This is a genomic window from Vreelandella piezotolerans (assembly GCF_012427705.1).
In the GTDB taxonomy this organism is placed as follows: domain Bacteria; phylum Pseudomonadota; class Gammaproteobacteria; order Pseudomonadales; family Halomonadaceae; genus Vreelandella; species Vreelandella piezotolerans.
Window position 1 is genome coordinate 2,717,008 of sequence record NZ_CP048602.1, and the last position, 22,867, is coordinate 2,739,874.

Below are 22,867 nucleotides of genomic sequence, written 5' to 3' on the forward strand. Positions count from 1 at the left end.
TCGTTTTCAAGGAGTGTTCATGTCGCGCTATTCCCTGATGACTGCTCTGTTGATGACTCCGATGGTGATCACGGGCATTGCTACCGCTGCTACGGCGGCAAACGATACGCCGTTGAAACAGCAGCGTGAGGATTTAACTAGTTTCCAGGTGATTGCCCACCGCGGCGCAAGCGGCCACGCACCGGAAAGTACGTTAGCGGCCTACGAACTCGCCCACCGTTGGGGCGTAGACTATTTAGAGTTGGACGCGCAGCTCAGCGCCGATGGCGAGGTGGTGCTGTTTCACGATGACACCCTCGAGCGTACCAGCGACGGCGAAGGCCATATTCACGATTACACCTTGGCCGAGTTAAAAACGCTGGATACGGGGACATGGTTCCACGAGGCCCACCCCGAGCGTACGGAAGAGGAGTATCGCGGCGCGCAAATCCTGACGCTGGACGAGCTGTTCGATCATTTCGGTCATACAACCCGCTATTACATCGAGACCAAATCCCCCGACCTCAACCCTGGCTTGGAAGAAGCCTTGGTCGAACGCCTGGAAGCCTACGACATGATCGAGCAAGGCCGTGTGCTGGTGCAGTCGTTCGACCAAGAGAGCCTGCTCAAAGTGCGTACGGCGAACCCCCATGTGCCGCTCATTCAACTGCTCTGGTACTCCCCAAGCGAGCAGGATAGCGCCACGTTGACCGAGTGGAACGACACCACGCCGGGGGCCGACAGCATCCGAGATGAGGATTTCGAGCGCATTGCCGAATACGCCGTGGGGATTGGCACCAATGCCGCCTACCGGGGCCACGAGGTCATCGATGCTGATTTTGTTCGTCAGGCGCAGACACATGGCCTGTCGGTTCACGTGTATACCATCAATGGGCAGGACGAGATGAAGCGGTTGATGGCGCTAGGCGTCGATGGCCTGTTTACCGATTATCCTGATCGCCTGCTGGAGCTCGTCAGCGAGTAAGCCAGGCTACCTACACCACCGTTGATACAGGCCAACGCACGCATGCGAAAGGTGATGTAAATTACCATGACACCCTGGTCAGTTTTTGCCATTGCGTGTCGCTTGCGTCGTTGAATACAGTCGATAAGCGTTTGGCTCTGGCTGCTCTTTTTTGGTCGTACGTCGCAAGGGAGACGCGTCATTTATTCATTCACAGCTAATGGGTGGGCACTCCCCACAGGAGGCATCACGCTGACGTTTGGCCAGCACGGACACCCCTTAGGTCATGCCGTCTAAGAGGCCGCGACGTACGCTGCTGAGCGCTTCACTGACAGCGCTCATAGCCATTGGCCTGCTTTTTACCCCCGCGTCAGCCCAGCCCAACGAATTACCGAACACGATCGTTTTGATTGCCCACCCGTCGGTGGGCACTGCCAACGTTAGCCGGGATACCGCGCGCGCCATGTTCGCCATGCGCCAGCGCACTTGGCCCAACGGACAGGCTGCGCAAGTGTACGTGCTACCCAATCGGGACCCGGTTCACGGTCGATTTAGCAAAGAGCAGTTGGGGGTCTATCCCCATCAACTACAGTTAGCATGGGACAGAATGGTATTTTCCGGCATGGGGCAAGCCCCTAACCGAGCACGCGACCAAGCCGACATGCCTCAGCAAGTCGCTAGCACACCCGGCGCGCTGGGTTACCTTGAAAGGGAGTACCTGGATGAGAGCGTCCGTGTCATTTCAATGGAGTGAACGTTCCCCACTCACGTCATGGCTGGCTGCGGGGCTGCTGACGCTGCTGCCCTTGGGCGCCCATGGTGACGACCACCCAAGCAATACGCTGCAGGTACATGGCTTTCTTAGCCAAGCGCTGGTGGTCACCGATGATAACGATTTTTTTGGTGCCAGTAGCGATCACGCAGGCAGCCTGGAGTTCACCGAGCTTGGGTTGAACGCGTCGTTTCGTCCTCACCGTAAGGTGCTGGTGGCCGCCCAACTGTTGAGCCGCCGCGCTGGCGGCGACACCGAGGATGCCGAGCCCACGCTGGATTACGGCGTCATCGACTATCAAATGAGCTCCAATACCTCACGCACGGTGGGCATTCAGCTAGGACGTTTCAAGAACCCTTTCGGACTCTACAACCAAACCCGCGACGTGGCGTTCACACGGCCCAGTATCTTACTGCCGCAATCTATCTATTTCGATCGCACCCGCGCCCTGGGCCTGGCCGCCGATGGCGTGAGCGTCTATTGGGAAGCCTACACTGACGCAGGCACGCTGCGTTTTCGCAGTGGGCTTGGCCGCCCGCAAACCGGCTCGACGCTCACGCGCCAGCTCTTCAATGGTGCGGCGCAGGATGTCTCGGCGGCAGAGCCTTCCGCGATTGCCCAACTGCTTTTCGAAGACCCTACCGGTCAGTGGGTCGCGGCGCTAAGTACCGCCACGGTGAACCTCGATACATCGCTTGGCGGACAGGCTGCCGATTTCGAGTTCCAGCCCTGGATCGCTTCGCTTCAGTACAACGATGAGTACTGGAGCCTGACCGCCGAGTACGCGCGTCGCCAACAGTCCCTCGACGGCGACTCCTTGCCGCGCACCTTCGATATCACCGGCGAGAGCTGGTACGTGCAATATCAGTACCGCTTTACGCCTACCTGGAGCGGGCTGGTCCGTTTCGATCGCTTGATCAACGACACTGACGACCGCTCGGGCCAGCGCTATCAGCAGGCAGGCCTTGGCCCGGCCCATTCACAGTTTGCCGACGACCTGACACTGGGCGTGCAGTGGACGCCCACGCCCAGGCTGATGTTGGCAGGCGAGTACCACGCGGTGGATGGCACTGGCTGGCTACCCAATCAAGACAATCCAGACGCCAACGCCACACGCCAACGCTGGAATATGCTGCTTTTTCAACTATCGCTGCGCTTCTAACCCATGGACCTGATCGGGAACTGCTGTGATGAGTCGGTTTTCTTCTTTACCAGCACGTCATCGGTTTAGCCTCGCTTGGCGGGTCACCGCGCTTAGCAGCCTTCTGTTGCTGACGTTGGTGGCACTGCTCATTTGGCTTGGGCATCACCACCTGACCCAACAGTTTGCCAATAGCCGCGTGGCCCATCACGAGCGCCAGCAGCGCGAGATACGCCTTGCCCTTCAACGCTCTGCTGATAACTTACGCCAGTTGGCGGGGCTCACTGCTTCGGCAGCCCCCCTCGGCGAGGCACTGTCCATCGGCGATGTTACCGCCATCGATGACGCGCTACGCGATCAGTGGCCACCGCTGCAATTGGAGGCGGGTGTGGACGAGGTCTTTGTGTTCGACCCATTGGGACGGTTGCTCGGCCACTCCGGTGGCAACCACCCCCCGTTAGATATACCCGTCGAGGGCTGGGTCGACGAGGTGCTGTCAAGCGAGGCCCCGATGACCACGCTGCGCTGCGGGCTGACCTGTCAGCAGTTCGCCGCCGTGCCTATTTTATTGGCAGGCAGCAGCATTGGCATGGTGGTGCTGTCTCGTTCGCTGGCTGACGTGACCCGGGAAGCCAGGGAAGTTTCTGGTAGTGAGGTTGCCCTACTAGTGGCGGGCTACACCGGCACGAACCGCTTAGAGGCGAGCCGCCAACTGTCGGAGTGGAATGGCCACTTGGTTGCCCTTACCAGCCGCGAGACGACGCTGCCTCTGCTGGAACGCGCGGCGCGCTCGGCGCCCATTGCGGAACTGGCCAAACGGCCGCTCAACCTGTCTTACGCGCAGCGCGACTTAGAACTCAGCGCCGTATACATGGAGAACGATGCCGACTGGCGCAGCACCGGCTATTTTCTGCTGATTTCCGATGTGACGGCGCAGGTCGTCGCGATTCAGAAAGCCACCAATACGCTGCTGCTGCTCGGCGTAGCAGGCTGGCTGGCTGCTCAGCTGTTACTCCTCGCCATTCTACTGGGTCCCATGGCGCGCCTACGTCGAGTAGCCGCGCTGTTACCGGCGCTGGCCAGAAGGGACTTTACGGAAGTACGCGGCAAACTGCCTGCGCGCACGCCACGGCTCTCCAACGAAATCGATGTGGTTGAGCGCGCGACTCGCACGCTGGCGAACCAGTTAGCGAACTTGGAAGCCAGCGTGACCGAAAACAGCCGCCAGTTGGCCGAGCGTATCGACGAGCTGGCTCATGAGAGAGATTTCGTCAACAGTCTGCTAGATACCGCTCAGGTATTTATCGTGGTACACAGCCAGGAAGGGCGTATTCGGCGGGTCAACGACTACACCCGCGCCCGCTTGGCGCTGAAAGATAGCGAACTCATTGGCCGCTACTTTAGCGATATTTTCGATCAAGCCCGCCACACGGCGCTGCCGGGACGCTTCATGGCAAAAGATGCGTCGTTCGATTCCGCATCGTCCACGCCACGCCAGGAAGAGAAAACCCTACAAACCGCCGATAAACGCTGCTGCATCGTTGCGTGGTACCACTCCGTCCTGCCCGCTAGCCCCCGGGAAGAGGCGCTGTGCATTTCGGTAGGGTTGGACATTACCGAACGCAAAGCAGCCGAAGAGCGGCTGATTTGGTTAGCAGAACGCGACCCGCTCACGGAGCTGTTCAATCGCCGCTATTTTCAGGATGCCCTGCAAAATGCGCTGTTGCACAACGGCGAAGGCGCCATCTTGCTGCTGGATTTGGATCAATTCAAAGAGATCAACGAGCTCAGCGGCCACCACGTTGGCGATCATCTTCTGCGCGAGGTCGCCGAGACGCTGTTCTTGAACCTTGGCCAGCGCAGCATCATTGCACGCCTGGGTGGGGATGAGTTCGCGCTGCTGCTGGAAGGGGTCAGCAGCGAGCAGGCCATTAGCATGGCGGGGTATATTCATCAGCTGCTAAGCGGGATCGGTTTCCAATCGGCGGGCAGAAAGCACCATATCTCCGCCAGCATGGGCATTGCGCTCTTCCCACTTCACGGGCGCAACCCCGCCGATCTGCTGGCGAGCGCCGACATGGCGATGTACAAAGCCAAGGAGAGCACTCACCAGCGTTGGTATCTCCTATCCCAGGCCGAAAACGCAAAAGACGAGTTACAGGATCGCGTGTATTGGGTAGAGCAGTTGCATCACGCGCTGGAAAACGACAGCTTCGAACTGATGGTACAACCCATCGTGCGTTTGGCCGATCAAGATATCAAACATTATGAAGTACTGCTGCGTCTTCGCCATCCCGACGGCAACCTGATCGCTCCACAGCACTTCATTGCCATTGCCGAACAGAGTGGCTTGGTGGTGCCGCTGGACCGATGGGTCATCCAGCATAGCGTGCAAGCGCTTGGTACGCTGCAAGATCGCGGTATTTCCTTGGCGGTGAATCTGTCAGGGCAGTCGCTGCATGACCTGGAGCTAAAGCAGTATCTAACCGACGAGCTGCAGCGTAGTGGCGCTGACCCTCATCATTTGATTCTCGAAGTCACCGAAACCGCTGCGATCACCGACTTTTCGACCGCACGCAACGTGTTACAAACGGTGCGCGATTTAGGCTGCCGCACGGCATTGGACGATTTCGGTATTGGCTTTAGCAGCTTTCACTATTTGGGCCAGCTACCGGTGGATTACATCAAAATAGACGGCTCGTTCATTCGTAGCTTATTGATCAATCCCGATAGCCATACCATCGTGAAAGCCATAGCCGACATCGCCAAAGGGTTTGGCAAGCAAACCATTGCAGAGTTCGTCGACCAAGCGCCGCTACTGCCTATCCTACAAGGGTACGGTATTACATACGGGCAAGGCTTTCATGTAGGCAAGCCACTGCCCCTAGCGCAGCTACTGAGAGGATGAACGATGGGGATAACGACAATAAAACCCACCATGACGTCACCTGATACGCTTCAAGAGAGCACGTTTAGCCCAACGTTTTTCAATGACCACTTTACGTTGATCATTGCCCAGACCCCAGACGAACAATATCGAGCGTTTGCGCTGCGCCACGCGGTCTTCATCGAAGAACTCAACTATGCCATTGGTAATGAAAACACGCTGAACATCGAGTGCGACGCACACGATCAACACTCGCTGCTCTGCTTGCTTCACCATAACGCGACGGGTATCGACGTGGGCTGCGTCAGGGTCGTGTTGATCGAACCCGTCCGTGGTCGACCTTTATGTTCCCTACCGTTGGAAGCGTACTATCCTGCTCCTCTCTTCATGCCTGATACCCATCCACATGCCTTTTCTTCTGACAAAACGTGCGAAGTGTCGCGATTGGCCGTCCACCCCACCGTGCGGAAAAAACCGCTCTCGCGTCCTGAGCTTGCCTCTCAGGACTTCCCTTCGACTTCACCAACGGCTCAAACGCCTTACGAAAGCATCAAAGAGAGCCCGGCCTTGTTGAGTCTTAGCCTCTTTCTTGCCGCCACGGCCATGGTGGGGTTGAGCGGGCGCCACCATGTCTTTGCCATGTTGGAGCCTCGCTTTAGCCGTTTATTGAAAGCGTCCGGACTGCATTTTCAACAAGTAGGTGGGGTGATCAATTATTGCGGCAGCCGAGCGCCCTACTACATCGACCAGCGGGTAGCGGAGGCGCATCTTCCCAAGCGCATCGTCCCGCTGTACCACACCATCAAAACGCAGCTGGCTGTGCAGCTTTTGGCATCGTTCTGCCCCGCTGCCGATAGACGTTTCCCCTAAACGGCAGGCGTCATGGAGGACGACGTCGAAACGCTAGTGGGCGAGATGCTGGCAAACTTATCGACAAAATACACGAGCGTTTCAGGATGCCGAAAACGGCGCTCGAAGGTTTCCTGTCGATGCTCATCGTCCGTTTGGTAGCGACGCGTCACGTTGGCTAGGTAGTCGTTGCCAGCTTTGACGACGTTAACGCTATTTTCATGCCCCGGCTCCCGGTACACCAGCGTGACTTTCGACTGCTGCTCCAACAGCGTCGCCAGCCGCTTGGCCGCATCACGCTCTTCGTCGGTGGCCCATAACGGCTGGTCGCGGTTACCGTAGTGGTAGAGGAGGACCGCCAGCAGAACAGCGAAAATGCTGCTGGTCAGCATCCAAGTCAACAGTACGCCCGATACCGGCATGGTCAGCATGATGACAAGCTGAATCACGCTACCGACCAACAAGACCGCTGCCAGCGGCCGCCACATGCGTTGGCTCATCATGGCGCGATTCAAGATGTATCCCCACAGCCCCACCACGCCTAGCGCTCCGAAGAACAAGTGCGCCATGGCCAGCGGCGTTCCCCCGCCGGCAAAGATCGCCACGACGCCCATGACGGGTAACAGGCTATAAAGCCCGGCCAGTAGCACATAGGCACGCTGTAGAGACATAGAGGACTCCTTATTTCATGGTAAAGCCGCGTTTCACCAAGAAGTCACGCATATGGGGGCGCAGCTTGCTATCGAATAGAGGGGTTAGGTTGTGCGACCAATCACTGTTTTTATTACCGCTACTACGCGATTGATAGTACGCCTGCATGGTGTCGTCAAAGGCGGCTACATGATCGCTATCCTCAGTGTAGTAGTCCTCTTTCAGAATCGCTTCAACGGGCAGACGCGGCTTCACTTCCGGCTGATGCGCTGGGTAGCCCAGGCACATGCCGAACACGGGATACACATGGGCTGGCAGGCGCAATAGTTCACTAACGGCTTCCGGGTTATTGCGAATGCCACCGATATAGCAAATGCCCAAGCCCTCGGACTCCGCTGCCACGGCCACGTTCTGCGCCATCAGCGCCGTATCCACGGTGGCCACTAAGAGCTGTTCGGTCATACCGCGTTCGACGTTGGCACCGGTGCGCGCAGACGCTTCCGTAGGTCGCTTCATATCGGCACAGAAAACCAAAAACGCCGCGCTGCTGGCTACGTAGCCTTGGCCTCCGGCCAGCTCCGCGATGGCTTCTCGATTGGCGGCATCTTTCACATGGATCACCGTATAGGCCTGTACATGGCTCGACGTTGCCGCCGCTTGGCCCGCTTGAATCAGTTCACGCAGCAGGCCTTGGGGGATCGCTTGATCGGTGAATTTACGAATCGAACGGTGGGCGTTCAGTAGCTTGATGACATCATTCATACCAGTTGCCTCCTGAGTAATCGTCTATTGAGAAAGTTAGCGCTGGCGACGGTTGAACAGGCCCTGCTTACACTCTCGCTGCGCCTCGACGTCGCCGCGAATCTGCGCATGGCTGATCAGCGCAAAAATGAAGGTACCGCCAATGACGTTACCAGCCAGCGTCGGTAGCGCGAACCCGACGACCGCGTCGGACCATGTAATATGGCCATCGAACACCAAATACAGCGCTTCGCTGGTGCCGACGATGATGTGGGTGAATTCACCAATCGCCATGACATAGGTCACGATGATGATCATCCACACTTTGGCTTGATCGGCAGCGGGAATCAGCCATACCAGGGTCGCAATCATCCAACCAGCGAGAATCCCTTTAGAGAACATTTCCATGGGCGTGTTGGCCATCATGTGCTCTCCCAGCGCGATGAACGCCTGGTGCGTCGCTTCGTCGAACATCGGCATGTGCAAAAAAGTAAACGAGGAGAGCGCCGCCCCCATCAGGTTGCCTACCAATACCACGCCCCATAGCCTGCCCAATGCTCCCAGATTGGGTAACGTGGGTCGGCTCATCACAGGCAGAACGGCGGTGACCGTGTTTTCGGTAAATAACTGTTGGCGGGCCAAAATGACGACGATGAAGCCCACGGTATAGCCTAAACACTCGACTAAGAAGCCAATATCGGTTTGCGGCAGATGGGCATGCAGTACGCCACGTGCCACCATGGAGAAACTCATCGAAATCCCCGCCGCAATGGCTGACCATAGCAACGCCATGGAGTCTCTCGAGAGCTCTTTTTGCCCTTCTAAGCGTAAATGCTGATGCACCACGGCCGCTCTTGAAGGCAAATTCGCTTCTCGTGTTTCCTGCTGAGTACCGGACGCCTGGGAGGTGGGTTCGCGCTGGCCGGTCGCCTCACGACCCTGATCCCCCCCTTCAAAATTATCATCCGCTTGATGTTGTTGGTTCATACCGGCTCTCTCCCTGGTGAGGTTTCAGCGTAACGCTATTGTCTAAGATTGGGTAGCTACTCGAGCGGGTTAACGTACGGTGGATAAAAGAATTTTTACGCACTGTTGCACGCGGGATAGCCAAGGCTCGCTATACTATTTGTAATACTCAGGCCTATTAACGTTGCTAGGAAGCCGATATGTCACACGCCTCTCACACACCGCCCGGTCAGGCATGGAACGCCGGTCGGTATGCGGAACACGCCAGCTTTGTTCCTGACCTAGGTATGGAGGTCGTGCGCCTGCTATCGCCGCAGCCTGGACAGCGTATTTTGGACTTGGGCTGTGGTGACGGTGCGCTTACCGAGCGCATCATGCAACTTGGCGCCGACGTGCTGGGTATCGATGCGTCAGAAGAGATGGTCGCCGCCGCCCAACAGCGAGGGGTGACGGCGCGTGTGATCGACGGCCATCAATTGCCCTTCGACCACGAGTTCGATGCGGTCTTCAGCAATGCGGCGCTGCACTGGATGCTCGACCCTCAAGCCGTGCTGGCGGGAATAAAGCGTGCTTTGAAACCCGGCGGACGATTCGTGGCGGAGTTTGGTGGCCATGGCAATGTGGCAGCGATCTGCACCGCACTGATTGCCTCGCTACAGTTTCGCGGCATTAGCTCGAAGGGACGCCACCCCTGGTATTTTCCGACCACACAGGAGTACACCAACCTTCTGCAAACGGTCGGTTTTCGTGTGGAAAGCGTCGAACTCATTCCGCGCCCTACGCCGCTACCCAAAGGCATGGCAAGCTGGCTAGACACCTTTGCGAGTCCCTTCTTTCACGGGTTAGACCCGGACCTGAAAGACGCTATCTTCGACAACACCCTCAACCTGCTGGCCCATAGCCTAAGCGACGGCCAAGGTAACTGGACGGCGGACTACGTACGTATTCGCGTTGTCGCCCACACCTAAAACGCGCTCCTTCCTATCGATGTCGGCATCCATCATCAGGGCGGCCCTCTAGCCGCCCTGTTTCGTGACGTTCGAGATGGCTGCTTGGCTAGAACTCATCCCAATCGTCGTTGTTGGGCGCCGCCGCAGACGTAGCGGGCTTGGCAGGCGCATGCTGCGGCGGTTGCGCTAATGTGGGTGCGCTGGCCGCTGGCGCTTGGCTACCTTCGGCCAGCCTGAAGGTGGCCATCAGCGTTGCCAACTGGCTCGCCTGAGCTTCCAGCGCGCTGGCTGCCGAGCTGGTTTGCTGCACCAGCGCGGCGTTTTGCTGCGTCACCGAGTCCATTTCCGTCAGCGCGGCATTGATCTGCTCGATGCCGCTATTTTGCTCGCGCGTTGCCGTGGAAATCTCGCCCATCAACGTGGTGACTTGGCGGATGGCATCGACGGTTTGGCTTAGGGTCTCCCCGCTGCGCTCGGCTTGAGTGGCGCCCGTGGTGATTTGCGACGTGGTCTGTTCGATCAGGCCCCGTATCTCTTTGGCCGACTCGGCACTGCGTGTCGCTAGGGAACGTACTTCGCTCGCCACCACCGCAAAGCCACGCCCCTGCTCGCCAGCCCGGGCCGCCTCGACCGAAGCATTCAGCGCCAGTATGTTGGTTTGAAAGGCAATCGAGTCGATCACCCCGATAATATCGTTGACCCGGTCGGCACTGGCGGCGATCTCACGCATGAGCTGAACGGTACGCTCGACCTCTTCACCGCTCGCTTCGGCAGACTGAGACGCCGTGACCGACAGTTGATCGGCCTCTTGCGCTATCTCGGCATTTTTACCCACCGTGGTGGCCATTTGCTCCATGCTCGAGGCCGTCTGCTGCAGCGCCGAGGCCTGCTGCTCGGTGCGCGACGAGAGATCTTGGCTACCCGATGAAATATCGCTGGCACCGTTGTAGACGTGCTCGCTGCTGCTGCGAAGGGACATGACCAGCGTCTTCAGTTTCTCTTGCATGGTCGCCAGGCCGATGAAGAGCTGGCCAATTTCATTATGCCCACGGTCCTCGATACGCCCGGTCAAATCACCGTTGGCGATGCGATCGAAATGGCCGAGCGCCTGCTGGAGCGGGTTCACCACGCCACGCATCATCGCGATACGAATGGCGATCGCCGCCAGCAGTGAAAACAGCAGCAAACCTATCGCCACCGCGCCGCCGATCGTCGCTAAGCGCTCTACCTGACTCATGACCTGCTGGCCGCGTGCTTCGGTGTAGGCCACGAACTCGCCCATCGCGACATCCAGGTCGGCTCCCAGCTCCCCCAACGCCTCCTGTTGGCGCTGAATTTGAAACGGCGCGGCGTCCAAGAGCGGCACGATGCCGTCGGTCACAAAGGCATGGTAGGCCTCGACCACGCTATCACGCCGTTGGGCCAATTCGCTGCCCGGCGTGACCGGGATCGCCGAGAACTCAGCGAAGCGGGTTTGCGCTGCCGCCACGGCCTCTGCCGCCATGGCTAAGCTCTGCTGCCCTTTGTCAGGGTTGCCTTGGGTACTGAAGCTGGCCGAACGGTCGAGGAAGGTTTGCGCTCTGAGCGCGTTCACTTGAGTACGGTTCGCCAAGTTGGCAAGCCGCACGTTGATATTATTGATCTCGTTGAGTGCTCGATCACTCGTTGTATTGGTGTAAAACCCCAGTGCACTGATCAAGCCAATCATGACGACGAGCAGCGCCAGGGCCGCCGTCAGGCTCCATTTTATGGAGAGTCGTTTCATCATTCTGTTCCCTTCTGCTTTTTTAGTCGTCACCCCACTCATCACGAGGGTAAAGCATCACAGGAAGTAATATGAAGACACTAAGACCTTTGTCTACCAACGAAGATGACATAACGAACGAACAAAAAAGCCCACCGCCATTTTGCGGTGGGCTTGCTGGAGCACGATGGCTTAGGCAGCGGTATCTTTCAACGTCGCCATGTCGATCACGAAGCGGTAGCGCACGTCCCCTTTCTCCATACGCTCGAAGCCTTCGTTGATCTTGTGGATATCGAGCATTTCGATATCGCAAGAGATGTTCTGCTCGGCACAAAGCTTGAGCAGCTCCTCGGTTTCCGCAATACCGCCGATGAGAGAGCCTGCGACGACGCGGCGCTTGAACACCAGATTGAATGCTTCGATGGCCGGTTCGATGGGCTCTAGAAGGCCGACCAGAATATGCGTACCGTCGTACTTCAGCGATGCGAGGTAAGGGTTCAAGTCGTGTTGAACCGGCACGGTATCGAGCATGAAGTCGAACGTCTCGGCCACGGCGTCCATTTGCGCCTGGTCGCTGGAGACCACCACATGGTCGGCACCGTTACGCTTGGCTTCTTCCACCTTGGCATCGGAGCGCGTGAAGACTGTCACTTCGGCGCCCAATGCCTTGGCCAGTTTGACCCCCATATGGCCCAGGCCACCCATACCAATCACGCCTACTTTATGACCTTTGCCTACACCGTGATGCTTCAGCGGAGAGTAGGTGGTGATACCGGCGCACAGGATGGGGGCTGCTGAGGCTAGATCGATACCGTCCGGCATTTTCAGCACGAAGTGCTCACTGACGACGATGGCGTCGGAATAACCACCCTGCGTCATGGTGCCGTCTTGGCGGTCCGGGCTGCCGTAGGTCATGGTGAAGCCTTCCAAGCAGTACTGTTCGACGCCATCTTGACAGGCGGAGCAGGTGCGGCAGGAATCGACCATACAACCCACACCGACCAAATCACCGGCTTTGAAACGGGTCACGTCGCTGCCCACGGACGTCACACGGCCCACGATTTCGTGACCAGGCACCACGGGATACTGGGTCATGCCCCAGTCGTTGCGCGCAAAGTGCAGGTCGCTGTGACATACGCCGCAGTAAAGGATTTCAATGGCAACATCGTCAGGGCGAGGCTCACGACGATCAAAGGTAAACGGCGCGAGCGGCTTGTCAGCGGAAAACGCGGCGTAAGATTTTGCTTGGCTCATGAAAACTCCTTTTTTGATACATCCCGCAGAGGCGGAAGGTGTTTTCATTATTGGCTGCCTGGGCGGAGATAGCGATGAACGAAGCTACGTTTTTTTTGCTTATTTCTCTATAAATGGGTAATAAAATAACAAAAATGCACAACAAAACGTCATAATTCTCGCGAACGATTCGATTTCATTTGCGTAAGGAGGGCCTTGTGGCCAGTACCGCACATGTTGGTAATGCGCTTTCCGACCTCATCATACCGCTCGTAAAAGGCGACGGCCCCAGCCCTTCCCGCTTGGATCGCGTCAGCCTGCTCTGCCTGGGCAGGCAGCAAGTCCGTACACCTCTGATGTATGACCCTTGTCTCATCATCATCGCTCAGGGGCGCAAAGTGGGCTATCTGGGCGACCGAGAGATTCACTACAACCCCGGGCACTATTTGGTCCAGACGCTGCCCATGCCGTTCGAGTGCGAAACGTACGGTTCTCCCGAGGCCCCGCTACTGGGTATGTCGGTCAAACTCGACCCAGCACTGCTCAGTGAAATGGTCACCGCGATGGGCGAGGGATACCCGCCAAGCAGCACCGCGCCTTTGCCCATGGCATCGGTCGCAATGAACGAAGGGATGCAGGATGCCGTCATGCGCTTGGCCCATACGCTGCACGATGCGGTTGCGTGCAGCGCCATGGGCGATGCCCGAATACGTGACGTGGTGTTCGAAGCGCTCAAAGGTGAACAAGGCCCGGCTTTGAGGGCGCTGGTGCAGGGGCACGGCAACTATTCACGCATCGTGCAGGTGCTCTCGCAGCTACATACCCACTTTGCAGAGGACTTTTCGGTAGAGCGGCTCGCGCAGCAGGCGAACATGAGCGTGTCGACGTTTCACCAGCATTTCAAGCAGATTACCCGCGCCTCGCCCGCTCAGTATCTCAAGCGGCTGCGCTTGATCAAAGCGCAGCAGCTCTTATTGCAAGATAGCCATAACGTGAATCAGGCGGCGCTGGCGGTGGGCTACCGCAGTGTGCCGCAGTTTAGCCGCGACTATAAGCGCTACTTTGGCGAGTCACCCCTTCAGCATCGTCGCCAGGAGCAGGCGCTGCGCGCTTAGTGGCCTTTAGACACGCCCTGCCTATTTAGCGAAGATCTGGCTCTTGTCTTTGAATGCCTTGAATTCGAGCGCATTGCCGCAGGGGTCGAGCAGAAACATGGTGGCCTGCTCGCCCACTTCGCCCTTGAAGCGAATGTAAGGCTCGATGACAAAGTCGGTGTTACGCGCTTTCAAGCGCTCGGCTAGCGCTTCCCACTCGTCCCACTCCAAAATGACCCCAAAGTGAGGCACCGGTACGTTATGACCATCTACCGGGTTGGTGTGGGCACTCTCTTGTCCGGGCGTTTTGGGGTGCTCATGGATCACCAACTGATGCCCGAAAAAGTCGAAATCGACCCAATGATCGCTGGAACGGCCCTCTTCTAGGCCAAACACATCGTTGTAGAAAGTGCGCGCCAAAGCGACGTCATAAACGGGAATGGCTAAGTGAAAGGGGGAAAGGCTCATGGATGTCTCCTGATAGGTGCTTTTGTTGGTACACGGCTAGCGCGCTGCGCTTGACCCGTGTCACTATCCTAAAAGGCGCAATGTAAAAATTAAATCAATTGTTTTTTGATCTATTCACAAATTTTATTGATGAAAATCTCACCATGATCCGCGAACTCAAAACGCTCATCGCCGTTGCCCAGCACGGCACCTTTGCGGCAGCGGGCCAGCATATCGGCCTGACCCAAGCCGCCGTCAGCGCGCAGATGAAACGTTTGGAGGCAGCGCTTGGCGTAGCGCTGTTCGAGCGCAGCGGGCGGGCAGCGGTACTGACTAAGCGCGGACAAGAGACGTTGCAACAAGCGCAGGCACTGATAGCCCTATACGGCACCTTAGGCGCCGCTTCTGCTGGACAGGAAGCCGCCACTCGCGTCACCTTGGGTGCGATAGCCTCCATTCAACGCTCGCTTCTGCCGAACGTATTGGCGCATTTTCACCGTCAGTTTCCCGAATGCCGCTCCCGCGTGGTGCCGGGGCTGTCTCTCTCATTGATGAACCAAGTGGATGCAGGGGAACTGGACATGGCGGTGATCATTCGACCGCCGTTTTCGCTGCATAGCGACCTGCGCTGGCAGCCGTTGGCCCATGAGCCGTTTCGTCTGCTGGTGCCCCGCAGGCTAACCACGGACGACTGGCGGGCGCTACTCACTCAACAGCCGTTCGTCCGCTACGATCGTGCCTCGTTCGGCGGCCGTCAGGTCGATCGTTTCTTGCGTGACAACCACTGTCACGTCAGGGACGTGTGCGAGGTAGACGAGCTAGACGCCATCATACAGCTGGTGGCCAACGGCGTGGGCGTGGCGCTAGTGCCGCAGCCAAGCGCCCTTCGGCGCTGGCCCGCGGGCGTGCGTGCCATCGACTTGAAAGAGCACACCTTCCATCGCGATATCGGTATCGTTCATCGCGCTAGCGGCCAGCTCAGCAAACCGGCCCAGGCACTGGCCGCCCTGCTGACGCAAGTCGCTGCAGCCGAACACTAAAACGCCAGCCCGAGGGCTGGCGCTAGTGAGCACGGAACGCATGTGGCTTAAGCCTCGGTAGTGCTTTCGGCTTCCGTACTGCTCTCTTCTGTCATGCTCTCTTCGTCTGCACTCGGCTCGTCTTGCGACGCCTCGTCAGCGCTGGGTAGGTTCATGGGCTCGTCTAAATTGAGCGTCTGTGCCGTGTAAGCGCGCACCTCGCGCAACAACTCAGGGTTCTCCGCCAGCTTTTGGCCGTACGAAGGAATGATCTCGGTCAGCGTAGATTGCCACTCGTCGCTGGCCACCTGAGTCGGGAAGACGCGATCCAGCAAGCCAAGCATGATCGACGGCGCAGTAGAGGCGCCCGGCGACGCGCCCAACAGCGCGGACATGGTGCCGTCCTGCGAGGTCACGACTTCCGTACCGAACTGTAGCACGCCGCCACGCTCGGGGTCGTTCTTGATGATCTGTACGCGCTGGCCCGCCGTCCACAGCGTCCAATCGTCACGCTGGGCGTTGGGATAGTACGCCTGCAGCGCTTCGAAGCGGTCGTCGTCGGACATCAAGACCTGGCCGACGAGATAGCTGACCAGATTGAAGTTATCCAGACCGACTTCCATCATCGGCCAGGTGTTATCCAGCGTCATGGAGCCAAATAGATCCGTCCAAGAGCCCTCTTTCAAGAACTTGCTGGAGAACGTGGCAAAGGGCCCGAAGAACAGCGCAGGCTCGCCATCCAGGTAGCGCAGATCCAGGTGCGGGACGGACATGGGCGGCGAGCCTTCGCCCGCTTTCCCATACGCTTTCACGTCGTGCTGTGACACGACATCCGGATTGGTGGTGTAGAGAAACTGGCCACCCACAGGGAAACCGGCGTAAGCCTCGGCTTCGGGAATGCCCGATGCCTGCAGCAGCGGAAGCGCTGCACCACCGGCGCCGATGAACACGTAGCGAGCATCGACCGTGCTCTCTTCACCGCTGTCCAGGTGGGCAATGGTGACTTGCCAGGTATCGTCGTCGTTACGGCTCAGGTCACGTACTTCGCTGTGCAAACCGAGCGTAAAGTGCTCGCTGCGCGTCAGCGCTTCGACCATTTCACGGGCCTGAGCACCGTAGTTCACTTCGGTGCCCATTTGCATGCGCGTGGCGGCCACTGGGCGGTCGTCGTTGTCACGACCTTCCATGATCAGCGGCATCCACTCGGCCAGCTCTGCGCGATCTTCCGAGTACTCCATGCCCGCATACAGCGGGTTCTGCGTCATGGCGTCGTAACGCTCGCGCAGGAAGCTGACGTCTTCATCGCCCCACACCACGGCAATGTGCGGCACGCTATTGATAAATGAGGAGGGTTCACCAAGAATGCCGTTCTCGACTTGATGCGCCCAGAATTGACGAGAAATTTCGAACTGCTCGGTGACGTTGATGGCGCGCTGGATCTCGACACGGCCACTGGCATCCGGCGTGTAGTTCATTTCCATGAACGCAGAGTGGCCACTACCGGCGTTGTTCCACGCGTTGGAGCTCTCTTGCGCCACTTCACCAAGACGCTCGTAAAGGTGAATGTCCCACTCCGGCTCTAACTCTTGCAGGTAAGTGCCTAACGTAGCGCTCATGATACCACCGCCGATGAGCACCACATCGATCGGTTCATCGGCGGAAACAGGCGATGTCGCCAAGGCTAAAAGTGGTGAACAAAGTAACAGACTTAAACGTTTTTGCATGTCATGTCCCTGACGATACAGAAATGACGTACCGGAACAGCAGGTGCCCAGCGTCGAGGAGGGTAAAAGAATTGCGACGAAAGTCTAACAAATAACCGCGGGCGCGGGAATATAAAAGAGAGCTTAAATGAGAATGAAAGGAATTAACGAATGAAACCCGAGGATTTAGAAAAACTGGTCACGCGCAAGATGCCTTTCGGTAAATACGAGGGCTGGCTCATTGCGGATTTGCCGGGCCCTTATTTGAACTGGTTTGCTCGGGAAGGATTTCCCCAAGGGGAGATCGGTCAGCTACTGCACCTGATGCATGAAATCGACCATAACGGCCTGAGCGACCTGCTCACGCCGCTGCGCGCCCGCTAACGAGCGCGCAGCGCCTGCTCCCGCTCTTCGACGTAACGGCGGCGATGCTGGGCGGGGTCGTTCGGAAACCGGCCTAACGCGACGGCTTTTTGGAAAAAACCGGTGGCCGGTATATCGTCTCCCCGACGGCTGATCACCAGGGCGGCGATCATCGGCCGCCCGGCGGCGACGTCCTGCTCCATTAACTGCTCCAGCGCTTGTGTCACCCGTGCAATGGTGCGCGGTGGCGTCAGCCCCAAGGCGTTAGCAACCTGCTGATAGTTCATGGGCAGTGCACTGGTGGGTGCCTGAATGAGGAGCGTGCGCACTTGGTGGGCAAGCATAGCGATGGCATCGGATGAGCGCATTGGGTCGTGACTCGCTGATTCAATCATGTGGTAGAAATAGCCACGCTACCACATCGCTGGCTATGCTGTGGCCAGACGATACGTTCCTATCACTGCGAGGAGAGACAGATGGTCGGTAGACGCAATCAGCGACATTACAGCCGCTGGCCTAAAGCCTTTGCCTGGCTAAGCGTGCTGGCGCTCGTGGCGGCAGCGCTATTAATGGCAGGGGCTGGCCCCGCCTATCGCTGGCAGTGGGTCGGCTTAGGAGAGGCCTTCAACCTGCTACGTAATGGTGTCTATGCAGCCACGGCGGCAGTGGCGCTGAGCGTGTTGGTGCTACTCATCAGCGCATTCACTCGGCGGGGCGGCACGGCGATCGTGGCCATTGGCGTGCTCATGCTCACCGCAGCCCTACTCTACATGCCCTGGCAACAGTGGCAGCGCGCTCAGCAGGCGCCGGTCATCCATGACATCACCACCGATACCCAAAACCCGCCAGCGTTCGCTGCCCTGCGGGAGGCCCGCGAAGCCGCCCCCAACGAAGTAGACTACCCAGGCGAGGCGACCGCCGAGCAGCAGCAAGCGGCCTACCCGAACGTTCGCCCCTTGGTCGTCGATGCCCCTGCCGCCACCGTACTGGCTGCAGTGCAGGCCGAAGTAGAGGCCGCCGGTTGGAACATTGCCGAGATTACCCCTACCGGTTTGGAAGCCACCGCCGTGACGCGCTGGTTTGGGTTCGAAGATGACGTGGTCATTCGGCTGACCGAGCAGGGCAACCGCACTAGGGTGGACATGCGCTCGGCTTCGCGGCTGGGGGCCAGCGATGTAGGCACCAATGCGCAGCGTATCGAGACGTTTATGAGCGCGCTGCGCGAGCGGCTGGAGTAACTCAGCCGGACGTGACTAGTGAACGTGCTTTTTGTTGAGGACGTCTTTATGCAGCGTGCTTTCACGGGAAAGAATCTGCTGGGCGTCCAGCTCACCGATGGGCACGGCTACGTTGGCGGGAATATCGCCGCTAAGCTGTAGCGCCTGGTAACGCAGCGCGCAGACCCTCAAGAACGAGGTGAAATTCCCCAGGTCATGGTCCGCATCGATCGACTCGTGATATAGCCGAGTGATCATCTGTGCGGTGTTCATTCCGTCGCGCTGCGCGATCTCTTCCAGCAGTCGCCAGAAATAATTTTCCATCCGCACGCTGGTCACCATACCATCGATGCGCAGCGAGTGGGTGGCGCTGCGCCATAGGTCAGGGTCCGCATCGATAAACAGTTTGCACATGGCCATCTCCCCTCTTCGTCTCATTCAGCATAGCCGCCGAGCAAGCGCGCGCCCAGCGCAGGCGCGCACCTGTTGCCGATCGCCGCTACTGATCGAGTAACGCCATGAACTGCGCCAGCCAAGCAGGATGGGCAGGCCATGCGGGTGCGGTGACCAGGTTGCCATCGGTCACCGCGTCGGTGACCTCTATGTCCGCGAACTGCCCGCCTGCCAACTCGACCTCAGGTTGACAAGCAGGGTACGCCGAGCACCGTTTTCCCTCCAGCACCTTGGCCGCGGCCAGCAGTTGGGCGCCATGACAAATCGCCGCCACCGGTTTCTGGGCATCGAAGAAGTGCGTCACCATCGCTAACACTTCTTGGTTCAGCCGCAGGTACTCTGGCGCTCGGCCACCGGGCACCACCAGGGCGTCGTAATCGGCAGGGTCGACGCTGGCGAAATCCGCATTCAGCGCAAAGCGGTGGCCCGGCTTCTCGGTGTACGTCTGGTCGCCTTCGAAATCGTGAATGGCGGTGGCCACGGTATCTCCCGAGGCTTTGCCGGGGCAAACCGCATCGACACGGTGACCTACCGCCATCAGCGCTTGGAAGGGCACCATGGTTTCGTAATCTTCGGTAAAATCACCGGTGATCATTAGAATACGCTTGCTGCTCATCTCCGTTCTCCTTGTGATTGTCGTCGGTGGAGCACGCCGTAGGCGTGTGGTGGCAGAGTAGCAAGCCGCCAGAGAACGGGGGTAGTACGCCATTACTACAGCGCGTCAGCGATACGTACGGCTCGCCCCAACGCAAAAAAGAGCGCAAAAAAAGCCCGCTACGAGTGAGCGGGCTTGGCACGACAGGTCGGGGTTACAGAAGCGCGTCGACGGGGCGCTTGCCGTCCAACAACGTGATGTCTCGATTGACGAGACCAGGGGTTTGCACCACGCGCAGCAGTGCATAGGCCACGTTGGCCCGGGAAATTTGGTTATCGCCCGCTTCGTCCACGCTGCTAGCGAACTTGAGGGTCGGCGCTTCGTCGGTAAGACGGCCAGGCTTGACGATGACATGGGAAACGTCACTGTGGCGCAGGTGGGCATCGGCGGCGAACTTGGCCGCCATATAGGGGCGCATTTTTTCAGGCGCCTCCAGCGGCTTTTCTGCCCGCATGGCGCTGACCATGATATAGCGCGAGAGCCCCTTCTGGCTGGCAATATCGGCCGCACGAATCGCGCCAAATAGATCGATCAATAGCGTTTTGTCAGGGCCTGTGTGTGGGCCAGAACCGGCGGTAAAAACGACTTGATCGCATCCTTCGAAGGCGTGCTCCATCTCGCCTTCTAAATCGCCCACGACGGTACGAATTCCCCGTTCTTGGAACCAAGTGGCCTGCTCTTCGTTACGAATCATGGCTTTAATGGGCGTGCCTGCCTCTTTGGCTAATGCACAGAACTGTTTACCGATCTGACCATTGGCACCAATCACTAAGGTCGTCATTTTGCCTCCTTGTCTATCGTGTCCCCTGTATCAGTGTAGGCGGTGCGTCCAAAGTTCAACCGTCAATACAAACACGGCGGGCACCTTCCGGTGCCCGCGACAAGACCGAACGCCCCACCCCGGGGCTAAGTCAGGCTATGGTGCTCGGGCTGGCTTGGCAGCGCGGCCGGTTGGCCAACGCCATGACTAACGTGAAACCGGCTTACCAAGGTATGCATATCGCCTGCGCGTTCATCCAACGTATGGCTAGCGCTGGAGGCCTCTTGCACCAAGCGTGCGTTTTGATGCGTTACTTGATCCAACTGTGAAATGGCCTGGTTGATCTGATCGATACCGGCCGACTGCTCTTTCGTCGCGTCTGCAATCTCCGTGACGTAACGAGTTACCTCGGAGAGGCTATCGACAATATCCTGCAAATGATGGCTCGATGCGTTTACTAACTGCTCGCCTTCGCTTACTTTTTGTACGCTGTCGTCTACCAAGTGGCGAATTTGCGCGGCCTCTTCTGCACTGCGCCCTGCCAGCTTACGCACTTCTTGAGCGACCACGGCAAAGCCTCGTCCTTGTTCACCCGCTCGGGCTGCTTCCACCGAGGCGTTCAGTGCCAGCAAGTTAGTCTGGAAGGCAATATCGTCGATGGCTTTGATGATGGAGGTGATTTTTTCACTCGCTTGACGAATGTCACTCATGGCCGCCGTCGTGCGTTTGGCGACATCACCCGCCGAGCGCGCGCGGTCATCCACGCTGTTGCTCGCGCCCTTGGCCTGATCGGCATAGTCGGCGGTCTGCTTGACGGTGGCGGTAATCTGCTCGAGGCTGGAAGCCGTCTCTGCCAGCGATGCCGCCTGTTGGTCAGTACGCTGAGAGAGGTTTTCATTACCGGAGGCGATCTGGCGGCTGCTTGCGGCAATCGCCTCGGCGCTTTCACGGATCTGAGACACCATGCCTTCGAAGGTGTCCATCATACGGTTGAACGCTTGGGCAGCTTGACCGACTTCGTCATCACGCTGCAGCGCCAGCCGCATGGAAAGGTCGGCATTTTCACCGGCGGCACCGCTGATGCTCTCCATCTGACGACGCATGGCCACCAGCGGCCCCAGTACGCGTACCAATGTGCGCCAGCCAAAGATGGCCAGTACGACGATCACGCCCAAGGTGACCAACACCAGCAGCGTACGGCCCGCATTCGCCAACGTCTCGGCCTCTTCACTGGCGCTTGCCGCCTGGGCGACGGTGTAGGCTTCGATATCGCTTAGCGCTGAGCGCATCTCACGTGTTGCCGCCGCCACGTTCGCCAACGCCGCTTGCACTTGAGCACCCAGATCCAGTTGCTGCTGGCGTAGCGCGTAGACCGAATCGGCATCTTCCACCATCAACCCGTTCAGCTCGACGATGACCTCATCGAGTTCGCCAATGAGCACGCGCTGCTCTACGGTCGTGCTGGGGGCCTCGGCAATGGCCGCCAAAGACTGTCGTGCCAGCGCCACCTGTTGGGAAATTTCGTTGCTACGCAGATTGACCAACGCATCGATGCTCTCCACCTGCATCATTTGTCGCCCCAGATCGGACAGCGTGGCAACGGCCATACGGGCGTTGCCGCTCAGACGACCGATATCGACACGAGCAGAGAACATGCTATCCAACAGTTGAGTCGGCAGCGTGGTGGTGCCCTCTTCCCGCCATGCTTCCATGAGTTCGCGCTGCCGACGCTCTTCGCGCACCTGAGCCAGAGCGGTACGTCCGGCGATGTCTTCGGCACTGCGCATGACGTTAGTGATGGCCGCCTGCATTTGAGCAATCTGCTCGGCCATTTGGGCCTGCAGGCTCAGCGCATCGCGCCGCACGTTTTCCAACGCCTCGTCGCCAGCCATTAGCTCTTGGTACTGGCTATCCAGTGCAGCGAGCTGCGTTGCGGCATTGGTCTGCTCGATACGCGCAAGCCCCGTGCGGGCTTGGCCATAGCGTGCTGTCAACTCGCTGCGCGGCGTGACTTCTTCCAACGCTTGGAGATTACCAGCGGCGAGTAGATCGGCATGTCGCTGGCCAAAGGCACCCATGGTCAATACCATGCTGCGGCTCGCATCTTGCAGCGGCAGCACCTCATCGGCCACGAAGTGCTGAACGTTGATCAGCCGCTGGTTGGTCATCCACCCAGTGCCGGCCAACACGATGCTGCCCAGCACGGCGGCGACAAAGAGGCTAATGAGCATCGCGCGGATACTTATGGTTTTTTTCATCAGGGGTATTCGCTGTGTCAG

General features: G+C 58.5%; 22 protein-coding genes. 10 read left to right on the forward strand and 12 right to left on the reverse strand.

The genetic code is table 11. From position 1 onward, the window contains the following. Positions 1-19 precede the first annotated feature (19 nt). The 5 genes from GYM47_RS12475 (at position 20) to GYM47_RS12495 (ending at position 6,613) form a co-directional block, all read left to right on the forward strand. Entirely contained in the window at positions 20-964 is a 945-nt protein-coding gene (locus GYM47_RS12475; protein WP_153842695.1) for a glycerophosphodiester phosphodiesterase family protein, read from the forward strand. Between the two features lie 265 nt (positions 965-1,229). Beyond that, positions 1,230-1,697, forward strand: a complete 468-nt coding sequence (locus GYM47_RS12480; protein ID WP_196781556.1) for a hypothetical protein — start codon at positions 1,230-1,232, stop codon at positions 1,695-1,697. A gap of 34 nt (positions 1,698-1,731) precedes the next feature. Next, positions 1,732-2,877 (forward strand): porin family protein, encoded by a 1,146-nt coding sequence (locus tag GYM47_RS12485; protein ID WP_399465015.1) that lies wholly within the window; start codon positions 1,732-1,734, stop codon positions 2,875-2,877. A 28-nt stretch (positions 2,878-2,905) separates the two neighbouring features. Further along, positions 2,906-5,764, forward strand: coding sequence for a bifunctional diguanylate cyclase/phosphodiesterase (locus GYM47_RS12490; protein ID WP_153842693.1), 2,859 nt, complete (start codon positions 2,906-2,908; stop codon positions 5,762-5,764). 30 nt (positions 5,765-5,794) lie between these two features. Then, positions 5,795-6,613: a PEP-CTERM/exosortase system-associated acyltransferase gene (locus tag GYM47_RS12495; RefSeq protein WP_231125564.1), complete on the forward strand. Its 819-nt coding sequence runs from the start codon at positions 5,795-5,797 to the stop codon at positions 6,611-6,613. On the opposite strand, the gene GYM47_RS12500 is transcribed toward GYM47_RS12495, so the two are convergent. The 3 genes from GYM47_RS12500 to GYM47_RS12510 are packed head-to-tail and all read right to left on the reverse strand — an operon-like array spanning position 6,610 to position 8,971. After that, the gene (locus GYM47_RS12500) at positions 6,610-7,263 is read right to left on the reverse strand and encodes a hypothetical protein (protein ID WP_153842691.1); all 654 of its coding nucleotides are present in this window, start codon (positions 7,261-7,263) and stop codon (positions 6,610-6,612) included. The two genes, GYM47_RS12495 and GYM47_RS12500, sit on opposite strands and share 4 nt — an antisense overlap. 10 nt (positions 7,264-7,273) lie before the next feature. After that, the gene (nfsA, locus tag GYM47_RS12505; protein WP_139526687.1) at positions 7,274-8,005 is read right to left on the reverse strand and encodes an oxygen-insensitive NADPH nitroreductase; all 732 of its coding nucleotides are present in this window, start codon (positions 8,003-8,005) and stop codon (positions 7,274-7,276) included. A 36-nt stretch (positions 8,006-8,041) separates the two neighbouring features. Continuing rightward, a complete protein-coding gene (locus tag GYM47_RS12510; protein WP_044628422.1) occupies positions 8,042-8,971 on the reverse strand; it encodes a formate/nitrite transporter family protein in 930 nt (309 codons plus the stop codon). Positions 8,972-9,150: 179 nt separating this feature from the next. Between GYM47_RS12510 and GYM47_RS12515 the strand changes: the two genes are divergently transcribed. After that, a complete protein-coding gene (locus GYM47_RS12515) occupies positions 9,151-9,918 on the forward strand; it encodes a class I SAM-dependent methyltransferase (protein ID WP_139526684.1) in 768 nt (255 codons plus the stop codon). 88 nt (positions 9,919-10,006) lie between these two features. Here the strand turns inward: GYM47_RS12515 and GYM47_RS12520 are convergent, their stop codons facing one another. Both GYM47_RS12520 and GYM47_RS12525 read right to left on the reverse strand, forming a co-directional pair. After that, positions 10,007-11,665: a methyl-accepting chemotaxis protein gene (locus GYM47_RS12520; RefSeq protein ID WP_153842690.1), complete on the reverse strand. Its 1,659-nt coding sequence runs from the start codon at positions 11,663-11,665 to the stop codon at positions 10,007-10,009. A 171-nt stretch (positions 11,666-11,836) separates the two neighbouring features. Further along, positions 11,837-12,898: an NAD(P)-dependent alcohol dehydrogenase gene (locus GYM47_RS12525; protein WP_044628419.1), complete on the reverse strand. Its 1,062-nt coding sequence runs from the start codon at positions 12,896-12,898 to the stop codon at positions 11,837-11,839. A gap of 197 nt (positions 12,899-13,095) precedes the next feature. On the opposite strand from GYM47_RS12525, the gene GYM47_RS12530 reads away from it, so the two are divergent. Next, positions 13,096-13,992 (forward strand): AraC family transcriptional regulator, encoded by an 897-nt coding sequence (locus tag GYM47_RS12530; protein WP_153842689.1) that lies wholly within the window; start codon positions 13,096-13,098, stop codon positions 13,990-13,992. Positions 13,993-14,013: 21 nt separating this feature from the next. On the opposite strand, the gene GYM47_RS12535 is transcribed toward GYM47_RS12530, so the two are convergent. Continuing rightward, the gene (locus GYM47_RS12535) at positions 14,014-14,439 is read right to left on the reverse strand and encodes a VOC family protein (protein WP_044628417.1); all 426 of its coding nucleotides are present in this window, start codon (positions 14,437-14,439) and stop codon (positions 14,014-14,016) included. A 143-nt stretch (positions 14,440-14,582) separates the two neighbouring features. On the opposite strand from GYM47_RS12535, the gene GYM47_RS12540 reads away from it, so the two are divergent. Then, the gene (locus tag GYM47_RS12540) at positions 14,583-15,458 is read left to right on the forward strand and encodes a LysR family transcriptional regulator (protein ID WP_153842688.1); all 876 of its coding nucleotides are present in this window, start codon (positions 14,583-14,585) and stop codon (positions 15,456-15,458) included. Positions 15,459-15,505: 47 nt separating this feature from the next. Here GYM47_RS12540 and mqo read toward each other — a convergent pair whose 3' ends face one another. Then, complete coding sequence (mqo, locus tag GYM47_RS12545) at positions 15,506-17,161, reverse strand: malate dehydrogenase (quinone) (protein WP_153842687.1); 1,656 nt, start codon at positions 17,159-17,161, stop codon at positions 15,506-15,508. A 150-nt stretch (positions 17,162-17,311) separates the two neighbouring features. Between mqo and GYM47_RS12550 the strand changes: the two genes are divergently transcribed. After that, positions 17,312-17,524, forward strand: coding sequence for a DUF3820 family protein (locus GYM47_RS12550; protein ID WP_139526677.1), 213 nt, complete (start codon positions 17,312-17,314; stop codon positions 17,522-17,524). Here the strand turns inward: GYM47_RS12550 and GYM47_RS12555 are convergent. Further along, a complete protein-coding gene (locus tag GYM47_RS12555) occupies positions 17,521-17,871 on the reverse strand; it encodes a hypothetical protein (RefSeq protein ID WP_153842686.1) in 351 nt (116 codons plus the stop codon). The genes GYM47_RS12550 and GYM47_RS12555 overlap by 4 nt on opposite strands. 108 nt (positions 17,872-17,979) lie before the next feature. On the opposite strand from GYM47_RS12555, the gene GYM47_RS12560 reads away from it, so the two are divergent. After that, complete coding sequence (locus tag GYM47_RS12560) at positions 17,980-18,741, forward strand: DUF1499 domain-containing protein (RefSeq protein WP_044628413.1); 762 nt, start codon at positions 17,980-17,982, stop codon at positions 18,739-18,741. A 15-nt stretch (positions 18,742-18,756) separates the two neighbouring features. On the opposite strand, the gene GYM47_RS12565 is transcribed toward GYM47_RS12560, so the two are convergent. The 4 genes from GYM47_RS12565 to GYM47_RS12580 form a co-directional block, all read right to left on the reverse strand. Continuing rightward, positions 18,757-19,134 (reverse strand): ribbon-helix-helix domain-containing protein, encoded by a 378-nt coding sequence (locus GYM47_RS12565; protein WP_153842685.1) that lies wholly within the window; start codon positions 19,132-19,134, stop codon positions 18,757-18,759. An 85-nt stretch (positions 19,135-19,219) separates the two neighbouring features. After that, positions 19,220-19,789, reverse strand: coding sequence for a DJ-1/PfpI family protein (locus tag GYM47_RS12570; protein ID WP_044628412.1), 570 nt, complete (start codon positions 19,787-19,789; stop codon positions 19,220-19,222). Between the two features lie 193 nt (positions 19,790-19,982). Further along, positions 19,983-20,609 carry an SDR family oxidoreductase gene (locus GYM47_RS12575; RefSeq protein ID WP_139526671.1) on the reverse strand — a complete coding sequence of 209 codons (627 nt, stop codon included), beginning with the start codon at positions 20,607-20,609 and terminating at the stop codon, positions 19,983-19,985. Positions 20,610-20,734: 125 nt separating this feature from the next. Beyond that, complete coding sequence (locus GYM47_RS12580) at positions 20,735-22,846, reverse strand: methyl-accepting chemotaxis protein (protein ID WP_153842684.1); 2,112 nt, start codon at positions 22,844-22,846, stop codon at positions 20,735-20,737. Positions 22,847-22,867: the final 21 nt, after the last annotated feature.